At 73.0% G+C, this 17,683-nt stretch carries 20 protein-coding genes and 1 pseudogene; 15 read left to right on the top strand and 6 right to left on the bottom strand.

Features of this window, described 5'->3' with window-relative positions:
• Positions 1 to 31: 31 nt before the first annotated feature.
• The 3 genes from ACFVH5_RS24960 to ACFVH5_RS24950 all read right to left on the bottom strand — a co-directional run bounded on the left by ACFVH5_RS24960 (position 32) and on the right by ACFVH5_RS24950 (position 1,912).
• Positions 32 to 517, bottom strand: coding sequence for a Rieske (2Fe-2S) protein (locus tag ACFVH5_RS24960; protein WP_385835970.1), 486 nt, complete (start codon positions 515 to 517; stop codon positions 32 to 34).
• Complete coding sequence (locus ACFVH5_RS24955; protein ID WP_385835996.1) at positions 514 to 1,098, bottom strand: DUF6529 family protein; 585 nt, start codon at positions 1,096 to 1,098, stop codon at positions 514 to 516. Before ACFVH5_RS24955 ends, ACFVH5_RS24960 begins: the two co-directional genes overlap by 4 nt.
• A 127-nt stretch (positions 1,099 to 1,225) precedes the next feature.
• Positions 1,226 to 1,912 (bottom strand): hypothetical protein, encoded by a 687-nt coding sequence (locus ACFVH5_RS24950; protein WP_385835969.1) that lies wholly within the window; start codon positions 1,910 to 1,912, stop codon positions 1,226 to 1,228.
• Between the two features lie 219 nt (positions 1,913 to 2,131).
• Here ACFVH5_RS24950 and aroH point away from each other — a divergent pair, with 219 nt between their 5' ends.
• The 13 genes and pseudogenes from aroH to ACFVH5_RS24885 all read left to right on the top strand — a co-directional run bounded on the left by aroH (position 2,132) and on the right by ACFVH5_RS24885 (position 12,645).
• Positions 2,132 to 2,494 (top strand): chorismate mutase, encoded by a 363-nt coding sequence (gene aroH, locus ACFVH5_RS24945; protein ID WP_107021188.1) that lies wholly within the window; start codon positions 2,132 to 2,134, stop codon positions 2,492 to 2,494.
• A complete protein-coding gene (locus ACFVH5_RS24940) occupies positions 2,491 to 3,576 on the top strand; it encodes a prephenate dehydrogenase (protein ID WP_384811628.1) in 1,086 nt (361 codons plus the stop codon). Before aroH ends, ACFVH5_RS24940 begins: the two co-directional genes overlap by 4 nt.
• 103 nt (positions 3,577 to 3,679) lie before the next feature.
• Positions 3,680 to 3,799 (top strand): annotated as a pseudogene (locus ACFVH5_RS24935) (prephenate dehydrogenase); the annotation flags it as partial.
• A gap of 167 nt (positions 3,800 to 3,966) precedes the next feature.
• Positions 3,967 to 4,971 (top strand): serine/threonine-protein kinase, encoded by a 1,005-nt coding sequence (locus ACFVH5_RS24930; protein WP_385835968.1) that lies wholly within the window; start codon positions 3,967 to 3,969, stop codon positions 4,969 to 4,971.
• Positions 4,958 to 5,416, top strand: a complete 459-nt coding sequence (locus tag ACFVH5_RS24925) for a hypothetical protein (protein ID WP_385835967.1) — start codon at positions 4,958 to 4,960, stop codon at positions 5,414 to 5,416. Before ACFVH5_RS24930 ends, ACFVH5_RS24925 begins: the two co-directional genes overlap by 14 nt.
• 166 nt (positions 5,417 to 5,582) lie before the next feature.
• A complete protein-coding gene (locus ACFVH5_RS24920) occupies positions 5,583 to 6,086 on the top strand; it encodes a hypothetical protein (RefSeq protein WP_385835965.1) in 504 nt (167 codons plus the stop codon).
• 61 nt (positions 6,087 to 6,147) lie between these two features.
• Positions 6,148 to 6,912: a VWA domain-containing protein gene (locus ACFVH5_RS24915; protein ID WP_385835964.1), complete on the top strand. Its 765-nt coding sequence runs from the start codon at positions 6,148 to 6,150 to the stop codon at positions 6,910 to 6,912.
• A gap of 44 nt (positions 6,913 to 6,956) precedes the next feature.
• Positions 6,957 to 7,760 (top strand): PP2C family serine/threonine-protein phosphatase, encoded by an 804-nt coding sequence (locus ACFVH5_RS24910; RefSeq protein ID WP_385835963.1) that lies wholly within the window; start codon positions 6,957 to 6,959, stop codon positions 7,758 to 7,760.
• Between the two features lie 91 nt (positions 7,761 to 7,851).
• A complete protein-coding gene (locus ACFVH5_RS24905) occupies positions 7,852 to 9,192 on the top strand; it encodes a hypothetical protein (protein ID WP_385835960.1) in 1,341 nt (446 codons plus the stop codon).
• A gap of 135 nt (positions 9,193 to 9,327) precedes the next feature.
• A complete protein-coding gene (cmk, locus tag ACFVH5_RS24900) occupies positions 9,328 to 10,023 on the top strand; it encodes a (d)CMP kinase (protein WP_385835959.1) in 696 nt (231 codons plus the stop codon).
• Positions 9,981 to 10,679, top strand: a complete 699-nt coding sequence (locus ACFVH5_RS24895; RefSeq protein ID WP_384811608.1) for a lysophospholipid acyltransferase family protein — start codon at positions 9,981 to 9,983, stop codon at positions 10,677 to 10,679. Before cmk ends, ACFVH5_RS24895 begins: the two co-directional genes overlap by 43 nt.
• Before the next feature lie 81 nt (positions 10,680 to 10,760).
• Positions 10,761 to 12,230, top strand: coding sequence for a ribosome biogenesis GTPase Der (der, locus tag ACFVH5_RS24890; protein WP_384811605.1), 1,470 nt, complete (start codon positions 10,761 to 10,763; stop codon positions 12,228 to 12,230).
• A gap of 310 nt (positions 12,231 to 12,540) precedes the next feature.
• Positions 12,541 to 12,645, top strand: a complete 105-nt coding sequence (locus ACFVH5_RS24885) for a pentapeptide repeat-containing protein (protein WP_385835994.1) — start codon at positions 12,541 to 12,543, stop codon at positions 12,643 to 12,645.
• 319 nt (positions 12,646 to 12,964) lie between these two features.
• Here the strand turns inward: ACFVH5_RS24885 and ACFVH5_RS24880 are convergent, their stop codons facing one another.
• A complete protein-coding gene (locus tag ACFVH5_RS24880; RefSeq protein WP_384811599.1) occupies positions 12,965 to 13,741 on the bottom strand; it encodes a hypothetical protein in 777 nt (258 codons plus the stop codon).
• Between the two features lie 534 nt (positions 13,742 to 14,275).
• On the opposite strand from ACFVH5_RS24880, the gene ACFVH5_RS24875 reads away from it, so the two are divergent.
• Both ACFVH5_RS24875 and ACFVH5_RS24870 read left to right on the top strand, forming a co-directional pair.
• Positions 14,276 to 14,929, top strand: coding sequence for a transglycosylase family protein (locus ACFVH5_RS24875; protein WP_385835958.1), 654 nt, complete (start codon positions 14,276 to 14,278; stop codon positions 14,927 to 14,929).
• Positions 14,930 to 15,141: 212 nt separating this feature from the next.
• Positions 15,142 to 15,933, top strand: a complete 792-nt coding sequence (locus tag ACFVH5_RS24870) for a transglycosylase family protein (RefSeq protein ID WP_385835957.1) — start codon at positions 15,142 to 15,144, stop codon at positions 15,931 to 15,933.
• Here ACFVH5_RS24870 and ACFVH5_RS24865 read toward each other — a convergent pair.
• Both ACFVH5_RS24865 and ACFVH5_RS24860 read right to left on the bottom strand, forming a co-directional pair.
• Positions 15,869 to 16,555: an ATP-binding cassette domain-containing protein gene (locus tag ACFVH5_RS24865; RefSeq protein WP_385835954.1), complete on the bottom strand. Its 687-nt coding sequence runs from the start codon at positions 16,553 to 16,555 to the stop codon at positions 15,869 to 15,871. The genes ACFVH5_RS24870 and ACFVH5_RS24865 overlap by 65 nt on opposite strands.
• Positions 16,552 to 17,683, bottom strand: a 1,132-nt coding sequence (locus ACFVH5_RS24860) for an ATP-binding cassette domain-containing protein (RefSeq protein ID WP_385835953.1), incomplete at its 5' end; no start/stop codon positions are given. The genes ACFVH5_RS24860 and ACFVH5_RS24865, both read right to left, overlap by 4 nt.

Here is a 17,683-nt window from a genome sequence, read left to right as displayed (position 1 = left end):
CGGGTCACGCGAGTCACGCGGATCACGCGGGTCACGCGAGGCCGATCGCGTCTCCCTCGACCGTGATCTGCCTCGCGGGAAGCGGTTTCGGTGCCGGGCCGCCGGCCACCGAGCCGTCGGCGATTTTGAACTTGCTGCCGTGGCACGTGCAGTTGATCGTGCCGTCCGAGACGTTGGCGACGATGCAGCCCTGGTGGGTGCAGACCGCCGAGAAGGCCTTGAAGCCGCCCTTCTCCGGCTGGGTGACGACGACCTTCTCGTCCTTGAAGATCTTCCCGCCGCCGACCGGGATGTCGGCGGTCTTGGTGAGTTTCTTGCCGCCACCGCCACCGCCACCGCCACCGCCACCGCCGGGTGCCTCACCGCCCGCGGTGCCCGAGGGGGCCGCGGAGGACGCTTCCTCCGTGTCACCCCCGCTGTTCTCGTCCCCGTACTTGCTGCAGCCCGGGAGCAGCGCGCTCGCCGCGCCCGCCGCGCCTGTCGCGAGCACCGTGCGCCGCGTCGAGGGATGGGTCATGTCGTCACTCCGAAGGTGCGGAAGAACCAGAGGGCGGAGGTCAGCCAGATCACCGTGAGCACGGAGAAGACGAGCCCGCCGACGATGGGCAGCAGCCAGCCGGGCAGTCGCTCCGCGCGGAGCAGCAGCATCTTGGCGCTGAAGGCACCGAAGAAGAAGCACCCCAGGAGCGAGTGCCACAGGACGCGCGGTTCATAGGTCTGGTAGCCCAGCGCGTACAGGCAGTGCACCGCCACCGGTACCGCGACCAGGAACGCGATCCGGCCCGACCAGCGGTGCAGTACGCCTGACCAGCTCGGGCCCGGCAGTCGCCCGTACAGCATGAGTGCCGAGACGAGCTGGACGACCGCGAAGCCCACCGCGACCGTGGCCAGCCAGGACTTCACGGCGCTCGTGCTGCTGAAGCCCGCGAGGTTGAAGGCGGTGCCCTCCGGGTCGTGCACGTTCCCGTAGACGCCGAGGCCGACCGCGACCGCGCTCGCGACCAGGGCGGGTACGAGGTAGCGGGCGGCTCCCGGGCCCCGGCGGGCCGGGTCGGGTGCGGGGAAACCCTGGGTTGCTGCGTTCGGGTCCACTGTCATGGTCGGCTCCCAGCGGTCACGCGATCTCGCGGTCATGGGGCGGAGCGGAGGTGGCACGAAGAGCGAAGGGCGGAACGGAGGGCGAAGAGCGAAGGGTGGAGCCCGGGGATCAAGGGGCTCCACGGGATCAAGGGGTTACGGGGCGGGCGGTGAGCTGCTCCCCGTCGACCGTCACCGTGCCGGTCGCCGGGTCGATACGGGGCGCGGGGCTCGCCTTGCCGTCCCGCTTGAGGATGCCGACCTGGCTGTCGTCCTGCAGCACGATCCAGCCGCCGTCGATCTTGGTGTCGGACACGGTGTCGGTGGCGCGGTACAGCGCGTTGGGCTTCAGGGACTTGGCGGCCGTGAAGCCGTACTTCCGCTGCCCCATGTCGACCGTGCCGGTGATCCGCTTCCCCGCCAGCTTGCCGGTGAGGACCTGGGTCCTGTCCTGCTCGTTCGTGAGCCGCATGCTGCCGTCGGCCTCGACGTCACCCTTCAGCCACGACTCCTGGTCCCGGCCGTCGCAGAAGTACGCCACCGCCTTGCCGTCGCGCAGGGTCACCGCGACCGCGGAGGAGTCGTCGTCGGTGCGGCCCGCGTAGTCGGCGTTCGGCACGGTGGATTTGGGCTTGGACGGGCTGGGCGACGGCGACCGCTTGCCCGGCGTGACCGTGGCCGTCGCCACGGGTGCCGGGCTCGCCGACACGGCATCGGCGGGCGCGTCGCTCCCGGTCGTCGTGCTGCGCGTCCCGGTCGTCGCGTTGAGCGACAGCATGAACAGGGCGAGCAGCAGTCCCGCGAGGAGCGTGAAAAGTGGTCCGGAACGCTTCATCGTGCCTCCCCCGAGGCGTGGCGCGGACAGCCTCACCATGCAAGCGGACCGTGGCTCCCGCGTCCAGAGGCGCACAGGAGCCACTTGGCGGAGATTGGGAGAGCGAGAAGCGAAAAAGGGGCGGCCGTCTCGGCAGACGGGCGCCGCGCGTCGAGCCGTCGAGGGCTGACTAGGCTGGATGAGGTAGAGCCGATCCGTACATGAACGAGGAGTGTCACCGTGGCGGTACGAGCGGTCCGGGGCGCCGTCCAGCTGGAGCGGGACGAAGCCGGTCACATGGACGAGCAGGTCAGCGAGCTGCTCACCGCCATCCTGGAGCGGAACGGGCTGACCGCCGACGAGCTGATCAGCATCTGGTTCACGGCGACGCCCGACCTGCACAGCGACTTCCCGGCGGCGGCGGCGCGCAAGCTCGGCATCGTCGACGTGCCGCTGATCTGCGCGCAGGAACTGGACATCGAAGGGGCGATGCCCCGGGTCGTACGGGTCCTCGCGCACATCGAGTCCGACCTGCCGCGTGCCGAGATCGCGCACGTCTACCTGGGCTCCGCGGGCGCGCTGCGCAAGGACATCGCCCAGTGAGAACCGCACTCGTCATCGGCACCGGGCTCATCGGGACGTCGGCCGCGCTGGCCCTGACCGGGCGGGGCGTCGTCGTGCACCTCGCCGACCACGACCCGGGGCAGGCCCGTACCGCGGCGGCGCTCGGCGCCGGCACGGACGAGGAGCCCGCGGGGCCCGTCGACCTGGCGATCGTCGCGGCGCCGCCCGCGCACGTCGCCGGGGCGCTCGCCGACGCGATGCGGGGCGGGGTCGCGCGCGCCTACCTCGACGTGGCCAGCGTCAAGGGCGGGCCGCGCCGCGAACTGGAGGCGCTGGGCCTCGACCTGTCCGCGTACATCGGGTCGCACCCCATGTCGGGCCGTGAGAAGTCGGGCCCCCTCGCCGCCACGGCCGACCTCTTCGAGGGGCGGCCCTGGGTGCTGACGCCGACCCGGGACACCGACACCGAGGTGCTCAACCTCGCGCTGGAACTCGTCTCGTTCTGCCGGGCCGTTCCCGTGGTGATGGACGCCGACGCCCACGACCGTGCGGTCGCGCTCGTCTCGCACATGCCCCACCTGGTGTCCAGCATGGTCGCCGCACGGCTGGAGAACGCCGAGGAGGCCGCCGTACGCCTCTGTGGGCAGGGTATCCGTGACGTGACGCGGATCGCCGCGTCCGACCCGCGGATGTGGATCGACATCCTCTCCGCGAATCCCGGCCCGGTCGCCGACCTCCTCGCGGACGTCTCCGCCGACCTGGACGAGACCGTGCAGGCCCTGCGCGCCCTCCAGTCCTCCGACGAGGCCAAGCGCCGCGCCGGCACCGACGGCATCCAGGACGTCCTGCGCCGCGGCAACGCCGGCCAGATCCGCGTCCCGGGCAAGCACGGCACGGCTCCCGCCACGTACGAGAGCGTCGTCGTCCTCATCGACGACCAGCCGGGCCAGCTGGCCCGCATCTTCGCCGACGCGGGCCGCGCGGGCGTCAACATCGAGGATGTACGCATCGAGCACGCGACCGGTCAGCAGGTGGGGTTGATCGAGTTGTCCGTGCAGCCGTCGGCGGCGCCGGTGTTGACCGCGGCGTTGCGGGAGCGGGGTTGGGCTATCCGGCAGTAGGGGCGGGTTCCCGGTGTCGGCGGTCGGAGGCCGCCGCAGCCGCCCGAAGCCCGGGAGGCGCCCCGGGCGCCGAGCGGTGCGAGGGGGGCGTTGGGGATAGGCCGTCCGTATCGAGCACGCGACCGGTCAGCAGGTGGGGTTGATCGAGTTGTCGGTGCAGCCGTCGGCGGCGGCGGTGCTGACCGCGGCGCTGCGGGAGCGGGGTTGGGCTATCCGGCAGTAGGGGGCGGCAGCAGGGGCGCGGCCCGGGTGGCTGGTGCGTGGTTCGGCCGTAGATGTGGGCCGACCGGGCTTCCCCGTGGGGAGGTTCGGGGCACACTCGGTATCGCTGCGTTTCTCTACGTTGCTCTACGTGTCTCCGCGTAACTCCGCGCGAATGAGGTGGGCCGTGTGCGGACGCCGGTCAGTGATCCCCTGCGGGTGGGGGTGTACCGCATCGTGGGGCGGCTCGGATCGGGTGGCATGGGGTGGGTGTATCTCGCCCGGTCGCCCGGCGGGCGGGCCGTCGCCGTCAAGGTGGTGCGGCCGGAGTACGCGGCCGACCCGGAGTTCCGGCAGCGGTTCGCGCGCGAGGTGACGGCCGCACGGGCCGTCGGCGGCGCCTTCACCGCGGCCGTCGTCGACGCGGACCCCGAGGGCGACCCGCCCTGGCTGGCCACCGTGTACGTACCCGGCCCCGCCCTCTCGGAGGCCGTCCGCGCCGCGGGCCCCTTCACCGAGACCCAGGTACGCGTCCTGGGCGCGGGCCTGGTCGAGGCGCTCCAGGCCATCCACGCGGGCCGGCTCGTGCACCGGGACCTCAAGCCCGCCAACGTCCTGCTGGCCGCCGACGGACCCCGCGTCATCGACTTCGGCATCTCCCTGCTGTCCGGGGCGCCCAAACTCACCCAGCCCGGCATCACCATGGGCACCCCCCACTACATGTCGCCGGAGCAGCTGATGGCCCGGCCGGTCGGCCCGCCGAGCGACGTCTTCTCGCTGGCGGGCGTGCTCGTCCACGCGGCGACCGGCCACCCGCCCTTCGGGGACGCCGCCGATGTGATCTACCGGGTCGTCGACGGCTCACCCGACCTGGACGACGTACCGGACGCACTGCACGCCATCCTCACCCGCTGCTTCGCCCGGCAGCCCGAGGAGCGGCCCGGCCTCGACGTCCTGCTGGGCGAGTTCCTCACCGGTGTGGGGGACGCCGCGGACTGGCCGCCGCCCGCCGTCGCCGAGGCCGTACGGGATCGCGTCAAGGACCTCGCCGCCCGCGTCGAGCCGGGGCAGGGCCGGGACCGCGGGCTCACCCCGAGCGTCCCCTCCTGTCTGCTGCTGCACGCGCAGGCGCTGCTCGACGCCGGGCTGACCGCCACCATGGTCAGGGAGGCGGCACGTCGTGGCGCACGCTGACGCCGCCTTCGGCCCCCTCCCCGAAGTGGGCGCCCACTGGCGGCGGCTGGTGGAGAACTGGGCCGGCCGCAGCAACGCCGGATCGGCCGTATCGGATTCCACTTCCGTCACTCTGGAATTCGCCGTTCCCGAAACGGGCGGCGTGGTCACCATTCGTTTCATGACCACCAGAAAACTGCTCGTCGCCTTCATGACGGACGGTCATGTCCTACGGGAGGATCAGTTGGCTCCGGCCGCCGCCGCGGCGAATGCGTGGAATACCGAACAGCTGATCCCCATGCTCTCAGTCTGGGACGTCCGCGGCCCCCGCCCCTGCCTCGCCGGAGTCTGCGTCCTCCCGCTCACCAGCCGTATGACCCCCCACGACTTCGAGCAACTGGCCGGTGACTGGACGGAACACGCGCGGCAGATGTTCACCAGGTGCCAGGAGATGTTCCACCTCTAGGAAAAGGGGTCCATAAGACGGCTGCGAAATGTCCCGACGGCTATCCGGCGGGCCGATGTTCGCCTCTAATATGCGATGTGCTTTCCCGCTCCCGAACGGGGTGTCAAACGGGATGACGGACGGGACGGCGGACGGGGGTGCCATGAGTCGCGGAATCATGCTGTCGATGTCTGCCGACGTGGCCGCCGGGCATGCGGTGACCGCCGCGGCGGGCGAGCGGCGCACGCTCGTCTGGCTCGCCGTCGGAGCGGCCACCGCTCTCGCCCTCCTTCTCTCCCTGCTCGTCCTCGCCGTACGCCGCACCCGGGTGAACCCCGTCCCCGCCGCGGCCGGACCCGACCCCGCCCGGGGCCCCCGCCACCGCGGCGCGCCCCGGCCCTTGCCGCTCCTGCGCAGGCACCGGCACCGGCCTCGGCACCGCGAAGCCGAGGCACCGCGCCGGACGGCCACCGTGCGCACCGGGCTGCACCCGCAGGGGTACGTCGAGCTGGACCACTGTCTCCACCGGGCCGAGTGGACCGACTCCGGCAGCCCGCCGCCCGCACCCGGCAGCCCGGTCGACGTGACGGACCCCGCGCGGGCGGGTCCCGAGGAGGCCTCCGGACCCGCGGAGGTCCTGCTCGCCGTCCCGTGCCACCACCGGCCGCCGGCCACGGACGAGCACGACTGACCGCCCGAACCGCCCGAACCGCCCGACCCACCTGCCTCGCGGAGAGACCAGCGGAGAGACCATGCGCAACGAACGGCAGCCCCGGACGCTCCCGGCGTCGTACGCGGACATCGAGTTCGAGAACAACGCACAGCGCCTGCCGCTGGTGCTCTGCCTCGACACCTCCAGCTCCATGACGGGCCCGCCCATCCAGACCCTCAACGACGCGCTGCACTCCTGGACCCGCGAACTCCACGACGACGTGAGTCTCAGCTACAGCGTCGAGGTCGCCGTCGTCACCTTCGGCGGACAGGGCGTGTGCGCCTGGAGAGGGGCGCAGCCGCTGCCCCCGCAGATCCCCGTGAGCCCCTTCGTACCGGCGCACGCGTTCCAGGCCCCGGTCCTGGCCGCCGCCGGGGTCACCCTGCTCACCGAGGCCCTCGAACTGGCCGTACGGATCGTCGCCGACCGCAAGGCCGAACTGCGCGCGGGCGGGCTGCAGTACTACCGCCCGCAGATCTGCCTGGTCACGGACGGCCTGCCCACCGACGGCACCGGCCGCTGGACCAACGCCTGGCAGCGCCTCGTACCGATGCTCACGGACGACCAGCGGGCCCGGAAGTACCGGCTGTACGCGATCGGCGTCGGCGACATCTCCGACATGGGCGAGCAGGTGCTCAAAGCCCTCGCGCCCGCCTTCAACGCCCGGCTGCACGGTTTCCCGTTCCGCGAGCTGCTCCAGATGATGTCGGCCAGCGCCAACGCCGAGCAGCGCGGCGCCGGGGACGAGGTCTTCGAGAAGATCTTCGCCCAGTTCAGGACGCAGCGCCCGGCCTGGGAGGCGTGAATGGGAGGCACGAGCGGGGTGGGAGACGCGAGCGGGGTGGCGGTGTGAGTGAGCGCTGGCGGGTCCACGGGCTGAGTGTCGAGGGGTACCGGCACCGGCAGAGCGGTCTGCCCTGCCAGGACGCCTGGGGGCATGCCGACGCGGGGACCGCCACCGTCCTCGCCGTCGCGGACGGGGCGGGCAGCCGCAGCCGGTCCGGCGAGGGGGCCCGGCTGGCGGTCGACCTGGCGACCGAGCGCTTCGCCCGCCGGGCCGCCCGGCACTGCCCGCCCGGCGAGGCCGTCCACACCCTGCTCACGGACGCCTTCCGCGAGGTCTGCGAGGAGTTCCTGCTCCGCACCGGGGGAGAGGCGTACGACTTCGCCACCACCCTCACCGTGGTGGTCCTCACCCCCGCCTGGCTCGGCCATCTCTCGGTCGGCGACGGGTTCGTCGTCCTGCGGGCGGGCCGCACCGGTGACGGGGAGCGGCAGTTCCATCTGCTGCCGCGGCCCGCCGCCGTCAGCGAGTACAGCAACGAGACCGTCTTCCTCACCTCGCCCGGGGCCGAGGACCGGCTGAGCACCGCCTGCGTACGCGACGACGGTGTCGACGGGGTCCTCCTGTCCACCGACGGGCTCGCCCAGGCCGCGCTCGGCGGCCGGCCGCCGGTGCCCAACGCCTCCTTCACCTCGGCCGTCCTGCGGTCCCTGGACACACCGGGCGACGACCCCGAGGGGGACGAGGACGACCTGGCGGCCCTGCTGCGCTCCGACCGGCTGACCGCCCTCAACGCCGACGACAAGACACTGCTCCGGGCGGTCAGAACGGCCATGACCGCCAGGACCGCCAGGACGGCCGGCGCATGAGCCGGGGCGGCGGCCGGGACTTTGGTCATCGGGGCGGCGGTCAGGGTTCCGGTCGTCGGGGTGCCGGCCGGGACTCGACGGGGCCCGGCCCATGACCGCCCCGACAGGACAGCGAGTCCTCCTCGACGGACGGCGGGTGACGCTCGGCCCGCAACCCCTCAAAGGAGGCGGACAGGCGGCCGTCTACCCCGTCGCCGACCACGGGCAGATCGTGGTGAAGCTCTACCGCGAGCCGCCCGGCGCGGAACAGGAGCGCCGCCTGGAACGCATGCTGACCCTGACCCCGCTCGGCGGTCGCCCCATCGGTCCCGGCCAGCCGCCGGAACTGGCCTGGCCCACGGCGGTGGCCCGGGGCACCGAGGGCGAGTTCCTCGGCTACGCGATGCGCCGGTTCGGCGAGCCGGGGCACGTCCAGCTCGTCGGCCTCTTCACCCGCGCCCAGCGACTGCGGCTCTTCCCCGAGCGCACCGACTGGCGGTTCATGCTCGGCGTCGGCTGGAACCTCGCCTTCATGACCGCCCGGATGCACTACGAGGGTCTGGTCGTCGGCGACTTCTCCAGCAACAACGTGGTCGTCGACGCCAACGGCTTCGTCACCTTCCTCGACTGCGACTCCATCGCCTTCACCGACCCGGCGACGCACGAGGAGTTCCCCTGTCTGATGCAGACCGCCGACTACGCCGCCCCGGAACGGCTGGCGGGCGGCCCCGCGACCCGGCAGAGCGACGACTTCGCCCTCGCCGTGCTGATCTACCAGCTCCTGACCGCCGGGAACCACCCCTTCGGAGGCGTGCCGCGGGACAGCGAGTCCGAGACGACGGTCAAGGACAACATCGCGGCCAGCCGCTCCTACGTCGCCGCACCCGGCTGCGTGATCGTCCCGCGCGGTGTCGTCGACCCGACGATCCTGCCGCCCGCGCTGCTCGCCCTCGCCCGCCGCGCCTTCGGGCCCGGGGTCACCGACCCGGCCGTCCGGCCCCAGGCCCAGGAATGGCTGCGCGCCCTGGACGAGGAACGCCGCCTGGCCCGGGTCTGCCCGGACCGGCCGCGGCACAGCCACGGCTCCCATCTGACCGCCTGCCCCTGGTGCGCGCGGGCCGCGGTCACGGGGCACGACGTGTTCAACGACACCCCGCCGACCGCACCGACCGCACCGACCACACCGACCGCGCCGGACCCGTCGGCAGCCTCGGCCGTCTCGGGGCAGACGAAACAGATGCAACTGATGCAGCCGACGGGGCAGCAGCCGGGGCAGCCGACGGGTCCGGCGCGGCAGAGGCGGCAGAGGCGGCGGAGGGAACAGGCCGGGCCGCCGCCGCACCAGGCGCCGACCTGGCTGCCGGACACCGCACGGCCTCTCGCCGTGGGGCTGACGATCCTGGTGGCGGTCCTGATCCTGGTGATCGTCGTGAACCTGGCGCAGGGACGGTGACGGAGGCGGCGGTGGGGGCGTGGGCCGGGGCGCCGCGGGGTCCGTAAGCCGGGGCCCGGGGAGCCAGTAACCTTGTTCGGGGCGCGCTCGTGCCCGAACCAGCCAGTACCCCGTACCAGGAAGGTGTCCGCACCCGTGGAATCCACCGACGCCCGGACCACCCCGGCCGTGATTGTCGCCATCGACGGTCCCTCCGGCACCGGCAAGTCGAGCACCTCGAAGGCCGTCGCGGCGCAGCTCGGCCTGAGCTACCTGGACACGGGCGCCCAGTACCGGGCGATCACCTGGTGGATGGTGGACAACGGCATCGACATCGCCGACCCCGCCTCCATCGCGGACGCGGCCGGCAAGCCCGACATCGTGTCCGGTACGGACCCCGCGGCGCCCGCCATCACGGTCGACGGCACGGATGTCGCGGGCCCCATCCGGACCCAGGAGGTCACCTCGAAGGTCAGCGCGGTCAGCGCCGTCCCCGAGGTGCGCGCCCGGATCACCGAGCTGCAGCGCTCGATCGCCTCGGCGGCCGGACAGGGCATCGTCGTCGAGGGCCGGGACATCGGTACGACCGTGCTGCCCGACGCCGACCTCAAGATCTTCCTCACCGCCTCGCCGGAGGCCCGCGCGGCCCGCCGCAGCGGTGAGCTGAAGGGCGCCGACGTCGCCGCCACCCGCGAGGCCCTCATCAAGCGGGACACCGCCGACTCCACCCGTAAGACCTCCCCGCTCGCGAAGGCGGACGACGCGGTCGAGGTGGACACCTCCGACCTCACGCTCCAGCAGGTCATCGAGTGCGTCGTCACCCTCGTCGAGGAGAAGCGGGCCGCGAAGTGAGCGAAGCCCCGAACACAGCCCCGACGGCCCGGCGGGCCGACGTCGGCCGCCGTATCGGCGTCGGCCTGATGTACGGACTGTGGAAGCCGCGCGTCCTGGGGGCCTGGCGGGTTCCGGCGACCGGCCCGGCGATCCTCGCCGTCAACCACTCCCACATGATCGACGGCCCGATGGTCATGGGTGTGGCACCCCGGCCCACGCACTTCCTGATCAAGAAAGAGGCGTTCGTCGGCCCGCTGGACCCCTTCCTGCTCGCCATCGGGCAGGTCAAGGTGGACCGCACGGTCGCCGACCGCACCGCGATCACCCGGGCGCTGGGCGTCCTGGACGACGGCGGCGTCCTCGGGATCTTCCCCGAGGGCACCCGTGGCGAGGGAGACTTCGCCTCGCTGCGCGCCGGGCTCTCCTACTTCGCTGTCCGCAGCGGGGCCCCGATCGTGCCGGTCGCCGTCCTGGGGAGCACCGATCGCAGCGGACGGCTGATAAAGCAGCTGCCCCCGCTGCGCAGCCGGGTCGACGTCGTCTTCGGCGACCCCTTCGAGGCGGGCGACGGCAGCGGACGGCGTACGCGCAAGGCGCTCGACGAGGCGACCGTGCGCATCCAGAAGCAGCTCTCCGCGCACCTGGAAAACGCCAGGCGTCTCACCGGGCGCTGAGTAACACTTGAGTACTTGAGTAGTGGATCGTCCGATACGGGCGGTTCCACCGATCACCACGATGAACGAGGTACGGACTTCATGAACGACCAGATCCAGCCCGACGGCTCGGAGCACGAGCACGGGGCGCTTGGCGATGCCGAGTACGCGGAGTTCATGGAGCTCGCCGCGGAAGAGGGCTTCGACGCCGAGGACATCGAGGGCGCGATCGAGGCGGCGGGCCACGGCCCGCTCCCGGTCCTCGCCGTCGTCGGCCGGCCGAACGTCGGCAAGTCGACCCTGGTGAACCGCATCATCGGCCGCCGCGAGGCCGTCGTCGAGGACAAGCCGGGCGTCACCCGCGACCGCGTCACCTACGACGCGGAGTGGGCGGGCCGCCGCTTCAAGCTCGTCGACACCGGCGGCTGGGAGCAGGACGTCCTCGGCATCGACGCGTCCGTGGCCGCGCAGGCCGAGTTCGCCATCGAGGCGGCCGACGCGGTCGTCTTCGTCGTCGACGCCAAGGTCGGCGCCACCGACACCGACGAGGCCGTCGTGCGGCTGCTGCGCAAGGCGGGCAAGCCCGTCGTGCTCTGCGCCAACAAGGTCGACGGCCTGAGCGGCGAGGCCGACGCCTCGTACCTCTGGTCGCTGGGTCTCGGCGAGCCGCACCCCGTCTCGGCGCTGCACGGCCGCGGCACCGGCGACATGCTCGACGCCGTCCTGGAGGCGCTGCCCGAGGCCCCGGCGCAGACCTTCGGCATCGCGGTCGGCGGGCCCCGCCGCATCGCGCTCATCGGCCGCCCGAACGTCGGCAAGTCGTCGCTGCTGAACAAGGTGGCCGGCGAGGACCGCGTGGTCGTCAACGAGGTCGCCGGCACCACCCGCGACCCGGTCGACGAGCTGATCGAGCTGGGCGGTGTCACCTGGAAGTTCGTCGACACGGCCGGTATCCGCAAGCGCGTCCACCTCCAGCAGGGCGCCGACTACTACGCCTCGCTGCGTACCGCCGCCGCCGTCGAGAAGGCGGAGGTCTCGGTCATCCTGCTGGACGCCAGCGAGAACATCAGCGTCCAGGACCAGCGCATCGTGACGATGGCCGTCGAGGCGGGCCGCGCGATCGTCCTGGCCTTCAACAAGTGGGACACCCTCGACGAGGAGCGCCGCTACTACCTGGAGCGGGAGATCGAGACCGAGCTCCTCCAGGTGGCGTGGGCGCCGCGGGTCAACGTCTCGGCGCGTACGGGCCGTCACATGGAGAAGCTGGTCCCGGCGATCGAGGCCGCGCTGGCGGGCTGGGAGGCGCGTGTCCCGACGGGCCGCCTGAACGCCTTCCTGGGCGAGCTGGTCGCCGCCCACCCGCACCCGATCCGGGGCGGCAAGCAGCCGCGCATCCTCTTCGGCACGCAGGCGGGCACCAAGCCGCCGCGGTTCGTGCTCTTCTCCTCGGGCTTCATCGAGCACGGCTACCGCCGGTTCGTGGAGCGCCGCCTGCGTGAGGAGTTCGGCTTCGAGGGCACGCCGATCCACATCTCGGTGCGGGTGCGCGAGAAGCGCGGCAAGAAGAAGTAGCCGCCGCCGCGCGAGCGGTGTGCGTGAACAGGGGAGAGGGCCCCCGCGTGAAGCAGGGGCCCTCTCCCGTTCCTGTTCAGCTCACGTCAGCGTTCCCTGCGCGGGCCGGGCGGCAGTGCCGCCGGGGTCAGGCCCGTGGAGTGCTGCCGTGCCGCCGGCTGCCAGACGGAGGTGACCGTCTGGCTCTGGTGCGTGGCCGCGTACCCCGTCTGGTGCTGCCCGGCGACCTGCCGCATGCCGTACACGGTCGGGGTGTACGCGCCTGAGCCGTACGAGCCGCTGCTGAGCAGACCGGCGTTGTGCAGGCCCGATCCGGGCAGACCTGAGCCGGGCAGACCTGAGCCGGGCAGACCTGACCCGGGCAGGCCCGATCCGGGCAGCCCCGGTGCGTGGGGGCCGATCCCGAAAGCCGTGAAGCCCAGCTCCTCCTCGCCCATGCGGTCACCCGGCAGGGCCCGGAAGGTCCTGAGGTACTCCGCGTAGAGCGCGTCGTAGATCGGGGTGGCCGAAGAGCTGCCCGTGGCGTCCCGGGCCGGCCGCATGGCCGGGATCGGTGACGAGTGGGGCAGGCGGCGGGGGGTGTCGTAGGTGTACACGTACGTGCCAACGACCCCGCCGCCCTTCGGATGCGGCCGACCGCCCGCTTTCGCAGGTCACAGCGCTGCCGGTCGCATACCGGTCCGCTACCCGTCCGCTACCCGTCCGGTGCGGGTCCGCTGCCGGTGCGGTGTCGGTCAGGTGCCGGCCAGGGGCATCGCGCTCGCCACCAGCCGGCCGCCCACCGCGGCCTTGTCGAGCGCGTCGCGCAGCAGGTCCTCGCGGGGCTGCCGGCCGATCGAGCCGACCGGGGCCGCGAACAGCAGCACCTGCTGGTGCTTGTTGGCGGCCGCCCGCCAGCTGTCGGTGACCTGGAGCGGCTGATGGGCCTGCCACCAGGCGACGGGCGAGCCGCCACTGCTGCTGGGCTGCAGGACCGCGTGCAGCTGGCCCACGGCGAGCAGCACGGACCAGCCGTGCAGCACGGGCGGCACCTCGGTGAGCCGGCTCACCGGCATGAAGCCCTGCTCGATGAGGAGCGGCAGGAAGTCGTCGCCGTCTCCTCCCGTCGTGCCGGGCCGGGCGATGCGCCCGGTCGGTTCGACGACGAGCGCGGGGTGCAGTTCGCCGCCGAGCAGGATCAGTCCGCTGGTGACGCCGAGGACGGCCTGCTCGGGCAGGGCCTCGGAGGGGCGCTCGTCCCCGGTGATGGACCGGACGGCGCCCTGCAACTGCTCCTCGGTCACCTGGACGACCTGCGAGGGCAGGCAGGTGGAGTGGGCGAACGCCAGTACGGCCGTCTCGTCGCCGATGAACAGGACGGTGCTGGTGCGCTCCTGTTCGGAGTCGCCCTGGGTGCGGCAGGACGTGCAGTCGTAACTGCCCGGGGCGTTCTCTCCGGCGAGCAGCCGGTCGGCTTCTTCGTCGCCGATCTCGGCGCGTACGTCGTCGCTGACGTCGAGCATGCGCGGCACGGGGGGCTCCTCGGGTGCGGTGCGTGTTGTGGCCGGGGGCTCCCGGTCCGTGAACCGGAAGGGTTCCCGGCTCATGAAGAAGACAACGGAGGATCTGTGGCGGGGGTCACGCCCCAGAGCGAACGGAATCGAACCATCCTGCGCGCAGGGTGAACCCGGCGGCGGAATCCATCACTCCACGCCAACTCCCGTGATCAGTAGGGAAGTTGGTCCGGTGACGTGAGTCACAGATCACCGGGGTCGATGGTCGACAAATCAGGAAATCCACGAATGAAGTGGGTGGCTCAAAATCGACGATACCTATGGTAACGGCGAACTGGCCTGGAATGACAAGGAGTTGGTTGAAATCGGGCCTCTCCACTCTCTACATTGCTCCGCCGTGTGCAGCGAGCACCGCTCGGGTACGTCCGCCACCCGCACCACCGCAGCACTTCGCACCACCTCCGGCGGACGGGGCGGGTCGGGGCGACCGCGTCGAGACGCGGCGGTCCCGTGCCGCCTCGGGGGACCCCGGGTCCTTCGAGAGGGAAATACATGTCCGAATGTGCCGACAACACCCGTAAGGCTCGTACGACCGCGGTTCTCGCCGGGGCGGCCCTGCTCGCCCCGCTCGGACTGCTCGCCGCGAACGGCAACGCCGCCGCGGCGGACGGTGGGGTGTGGGACCGCATCGCCCAGTGCGAGAGCGGCGGCAACTGGCACATCAACACCGGGAACGGCTACTACGGAGGGCTCCAGTTCTCCGCCGGCTCCTGGCGCGCGTACGGCGGCACGGCGTACGCGTCCACGGCCGACAAGGCCTCCAGGGCGCAGCAGATCGCTGTCGCCACGAAGGTGCAGCGTGCGCAGGGGTGGGGCGCGTGGCCCACCTGCGCGGCGCGCGCTGGTGCGTCCGAGAGTGCTCCGGCGGGGGGCGCGACCGGGAAGGCCGCGCCTTCGAAGCCGTCGAAGTCGCCGAAGTCGTCGAAACCGTCGGCATCGTCGAAGTCGGCGAAGGCGGTGGAGCGATCTGTGGGGCATACCGGGCGCGGCTCGGCTCGTGGTGGGTACACCGTTCGCAGCGGTGACACGTTGAGCGGGATCGCGGCGCGGCACGGGACGACGTGGCAGCGCGTCTATGCCGCGAACCGGGCCGTCATCGGCGGGGATCCCGATGTCATCGTTCCCGGACAGCGGCTGAGGATCTGAGGGACTGGGCTCGGCTGCGGGTCCGGTGGGGGCGGGCCGCGCAGTTCCTCGCGGCCCCTCGAAAGCCAGGGGCTGCGCCCCTGCTTTCGCCCTTCAGGGGCGCGGGGAACCGCGCGTTCAGCCCCCACCGGCCCGCAGCCGACCGGGTGGGTGCTCTGCGACCGTCCGCGCGGCTCGTGGAAGGCCGTCGCGGCCCCACCTAGCGTGGCCCGATGTCGATCAAGCGCATGCGGTACGCGGCCGTCGTCGCCGCGGTTCTGGCCCTGCCGGTCCCCGCGGAGGCGGCGGCACCACCGACCCCGGCGCCCGGCCCCGCGAGGGCGGACCGGGCGCCGTACGCCTGTGCGAAGGACGGGTGGCCGTGGAGCTGCGTCGCGAAGTGCGAGAGCTCCGGCCGCTGGAACGCGAACACCGGGAACGGCTTCTACGGAGGGCTGCAGTTCTGGCAGCCCACCTGGCGGACGTTCGGCGGCCTCGCCTACGCCCGGCGGGCCGATCTGGCCACGCGCGACGAGCAGATCAAGGTCGCGGAGGAAGTACTGCGCGTCCAGGGCTGGAAGGCGTGGCCCGTCTGTTCCAAGAGGTACGGGCTCACGGGCCGCGCGCACGTGGTGAGGCCGGGGGAGAGCCTTTCGTCGATCGCCCGGTCGTACCGCGTCAAGGGCGGGTGGAAGGCGCTCTACAAGCTCAACCGGCGGATGGTCGGCGCGCGTCCGGACCGCCTGAACGTCGGCACGATGCTGCGGCTTCCGAAGAGCGCGGGCCCTGGGCGGCGGCCCACTTCCCAGGCCGGGGGAGGGAGTGCACCCACGCCCGCCCCGAGCCGCCCGAGCCGCCCGAGCACTCCGACTCCGCCGATTCCCTCGACGCAGCCGACGCAGCCGACCCGGCCGACCCCGCCGGTCCTTTCGGTTCCCTCGGCCGTCCCCTCCGCGCCGGTCACCTCGGCTTCGCCGACCCTGGAGGACCCGTTGCCGTTGCCGTCTCCGTCGCCTCGCCGCTGAACACGACCGCGCCGCGCCGGAGTTCGTACACGATCGTCGTGCCGGCGCACAGGCCGGGCGGCAGCCGCTGTTCGGCCACGACCACGCAGGCGTCGAGGCCGCGCAGCAGCTCGTACGTGCGGGCCGCGACCGTCGGGGACATGCCCTGCGCGGGCTCGTCGACGAGGACCACGCGCGCGCGTGCCAGCAGGGCGCGGGAGAGGGCGAGCATGCGCTGCTCGCCCCCGGAGAGCGTGCCCGCTCTCCGGGGCAGCAGGGTGTCGAGGCGGGGGTAGGCGTCGAGGGCGGGCGAGAGGGGGCGCCCGGCGGCGGCCAGTTCGAGGTTCTCGCGGACCGTGAGCGAGGCGAACACCGCACGGCGGTCCGGGACGAGGCACAGGCCCCGGCGGGCCCGTTCGTACGCGGGCAGGCGCGTCACGTCGGCGCCGTCCCAGACCACGGCGCCGTGGGACAGGGACAGGGAGCCGGCCAGGGCGCGGAGCGCGGTCGTACGGCCCGAGCCGTTGCGGCCCAGCAGGACGGTGACGCCGGGGGCGGGCGCGTGCAGGGTGACGCCGTGCAGGGCCTCCAGCGGGCCGTAGCGTACGCGCGCGTGGCGCAGCGAGATCCCGGCCGCGCTCATCCGTCGAACCCGTCGAACCCGGCGGACCCGGCGTGCTCGTCCAGCCCGTCGAGTACGTGGTCGGCGGGGCCGGAGGCGACGACGCGGCCCGCGCTCATGACGTGCACGGTGTCGGCGAGGTCGGCCACCAGGTCGAGGTCGTGCTCGACGACGAGCAGGGTCGTTCCGTCGGCGGCGAGCGCGCGCAGCACGCGGGCCAGTGCCGTCACTTCGCGCGTGTCGAGCCCGGCGGCGGGTTCGTCGAGCAGCAGGACGCGGGGGCTTCCGGCGAGGGCGCGGGCGAGTTCGACGCGTCGCAGGGTTCCGGTGGGCAGGTCCGCGGCCGGCAGCGTCCGTACGGCCCCGTCGAGCCCGAGCAGCCGCAGGGACCGTTCCACCGCTCCCGGGTCCACGACACGCCCCTGCTCGGCGCCCACGCGGACGTTCTCGGCCACGGTCAGGGTCGGGAAGAGGGCCAGTTGCTGGAACGTGCGGGCGATGCCGAGCCGTGTCCGCGCGTGGGCGGGCAGCCGGGTGATGTCCCGTTCGCCGAGCACGACCCTGCCCGACACCGGTCGGACGGTTCCGGCGAGACAGTGGAACAGCGTGCTCTTCCCGGCCCCGTTGGGCCCGACGACCGCGGTGACCCGACCGGCCGGAAGATCGAGGTCGACCCCGTCCAGAGCGGCGAACCCGCCGTAGGAAACGCGCAGTTCCCGAACCCGCAGAACGGGGAGACCGGGCGCCACGAGTCCGCCCCGGAGGTGCATGGGCCCCGCGCCACGGACACGGCCGCGCCTCTCCGCACCGGCCCTCGCGGTGCCACCGGAGCCGCCCGCGCCACCCGAGGGCGCCATCGCGGGCGGCCCCGAGGGCGTGCGCGGACCAGGGACCCGGCCGGGCCCGGCCCGCTCCGCCGTGCGGGCGGTACGGGGATCGGCCCCGGGGCGGGCTGGCCTCGGGGCGGGCTCGCCCCGGGCAGGGCCGGGCGCCGCACCGTCGCCGCGCCCGTCGGGGCGGGCATCGACGGTTCCTCCGGAGGCTTCCGTGTCCGGTGCGGGCGGCCCCGATGGCGTGCGCCGGCCGGGGCCGGGCCGCTCCGCCGCAGGGCCGGCCGGTGGGGCCGCCCCGCCCCGGGGCGTCCCCGGT

The sequence above is a fragment of the Streptomyces sp. NPDC127119 genome, assembly GCF_042677425.1.
Lineage (GTDB): Bacteria > Actinomycetota > Actinomycetes > Streptomycetales > Streptomycetaceae > Streptomyces.
This window is presented reverse-complemented; position numbering and strand designations above follow the sequence as displayed.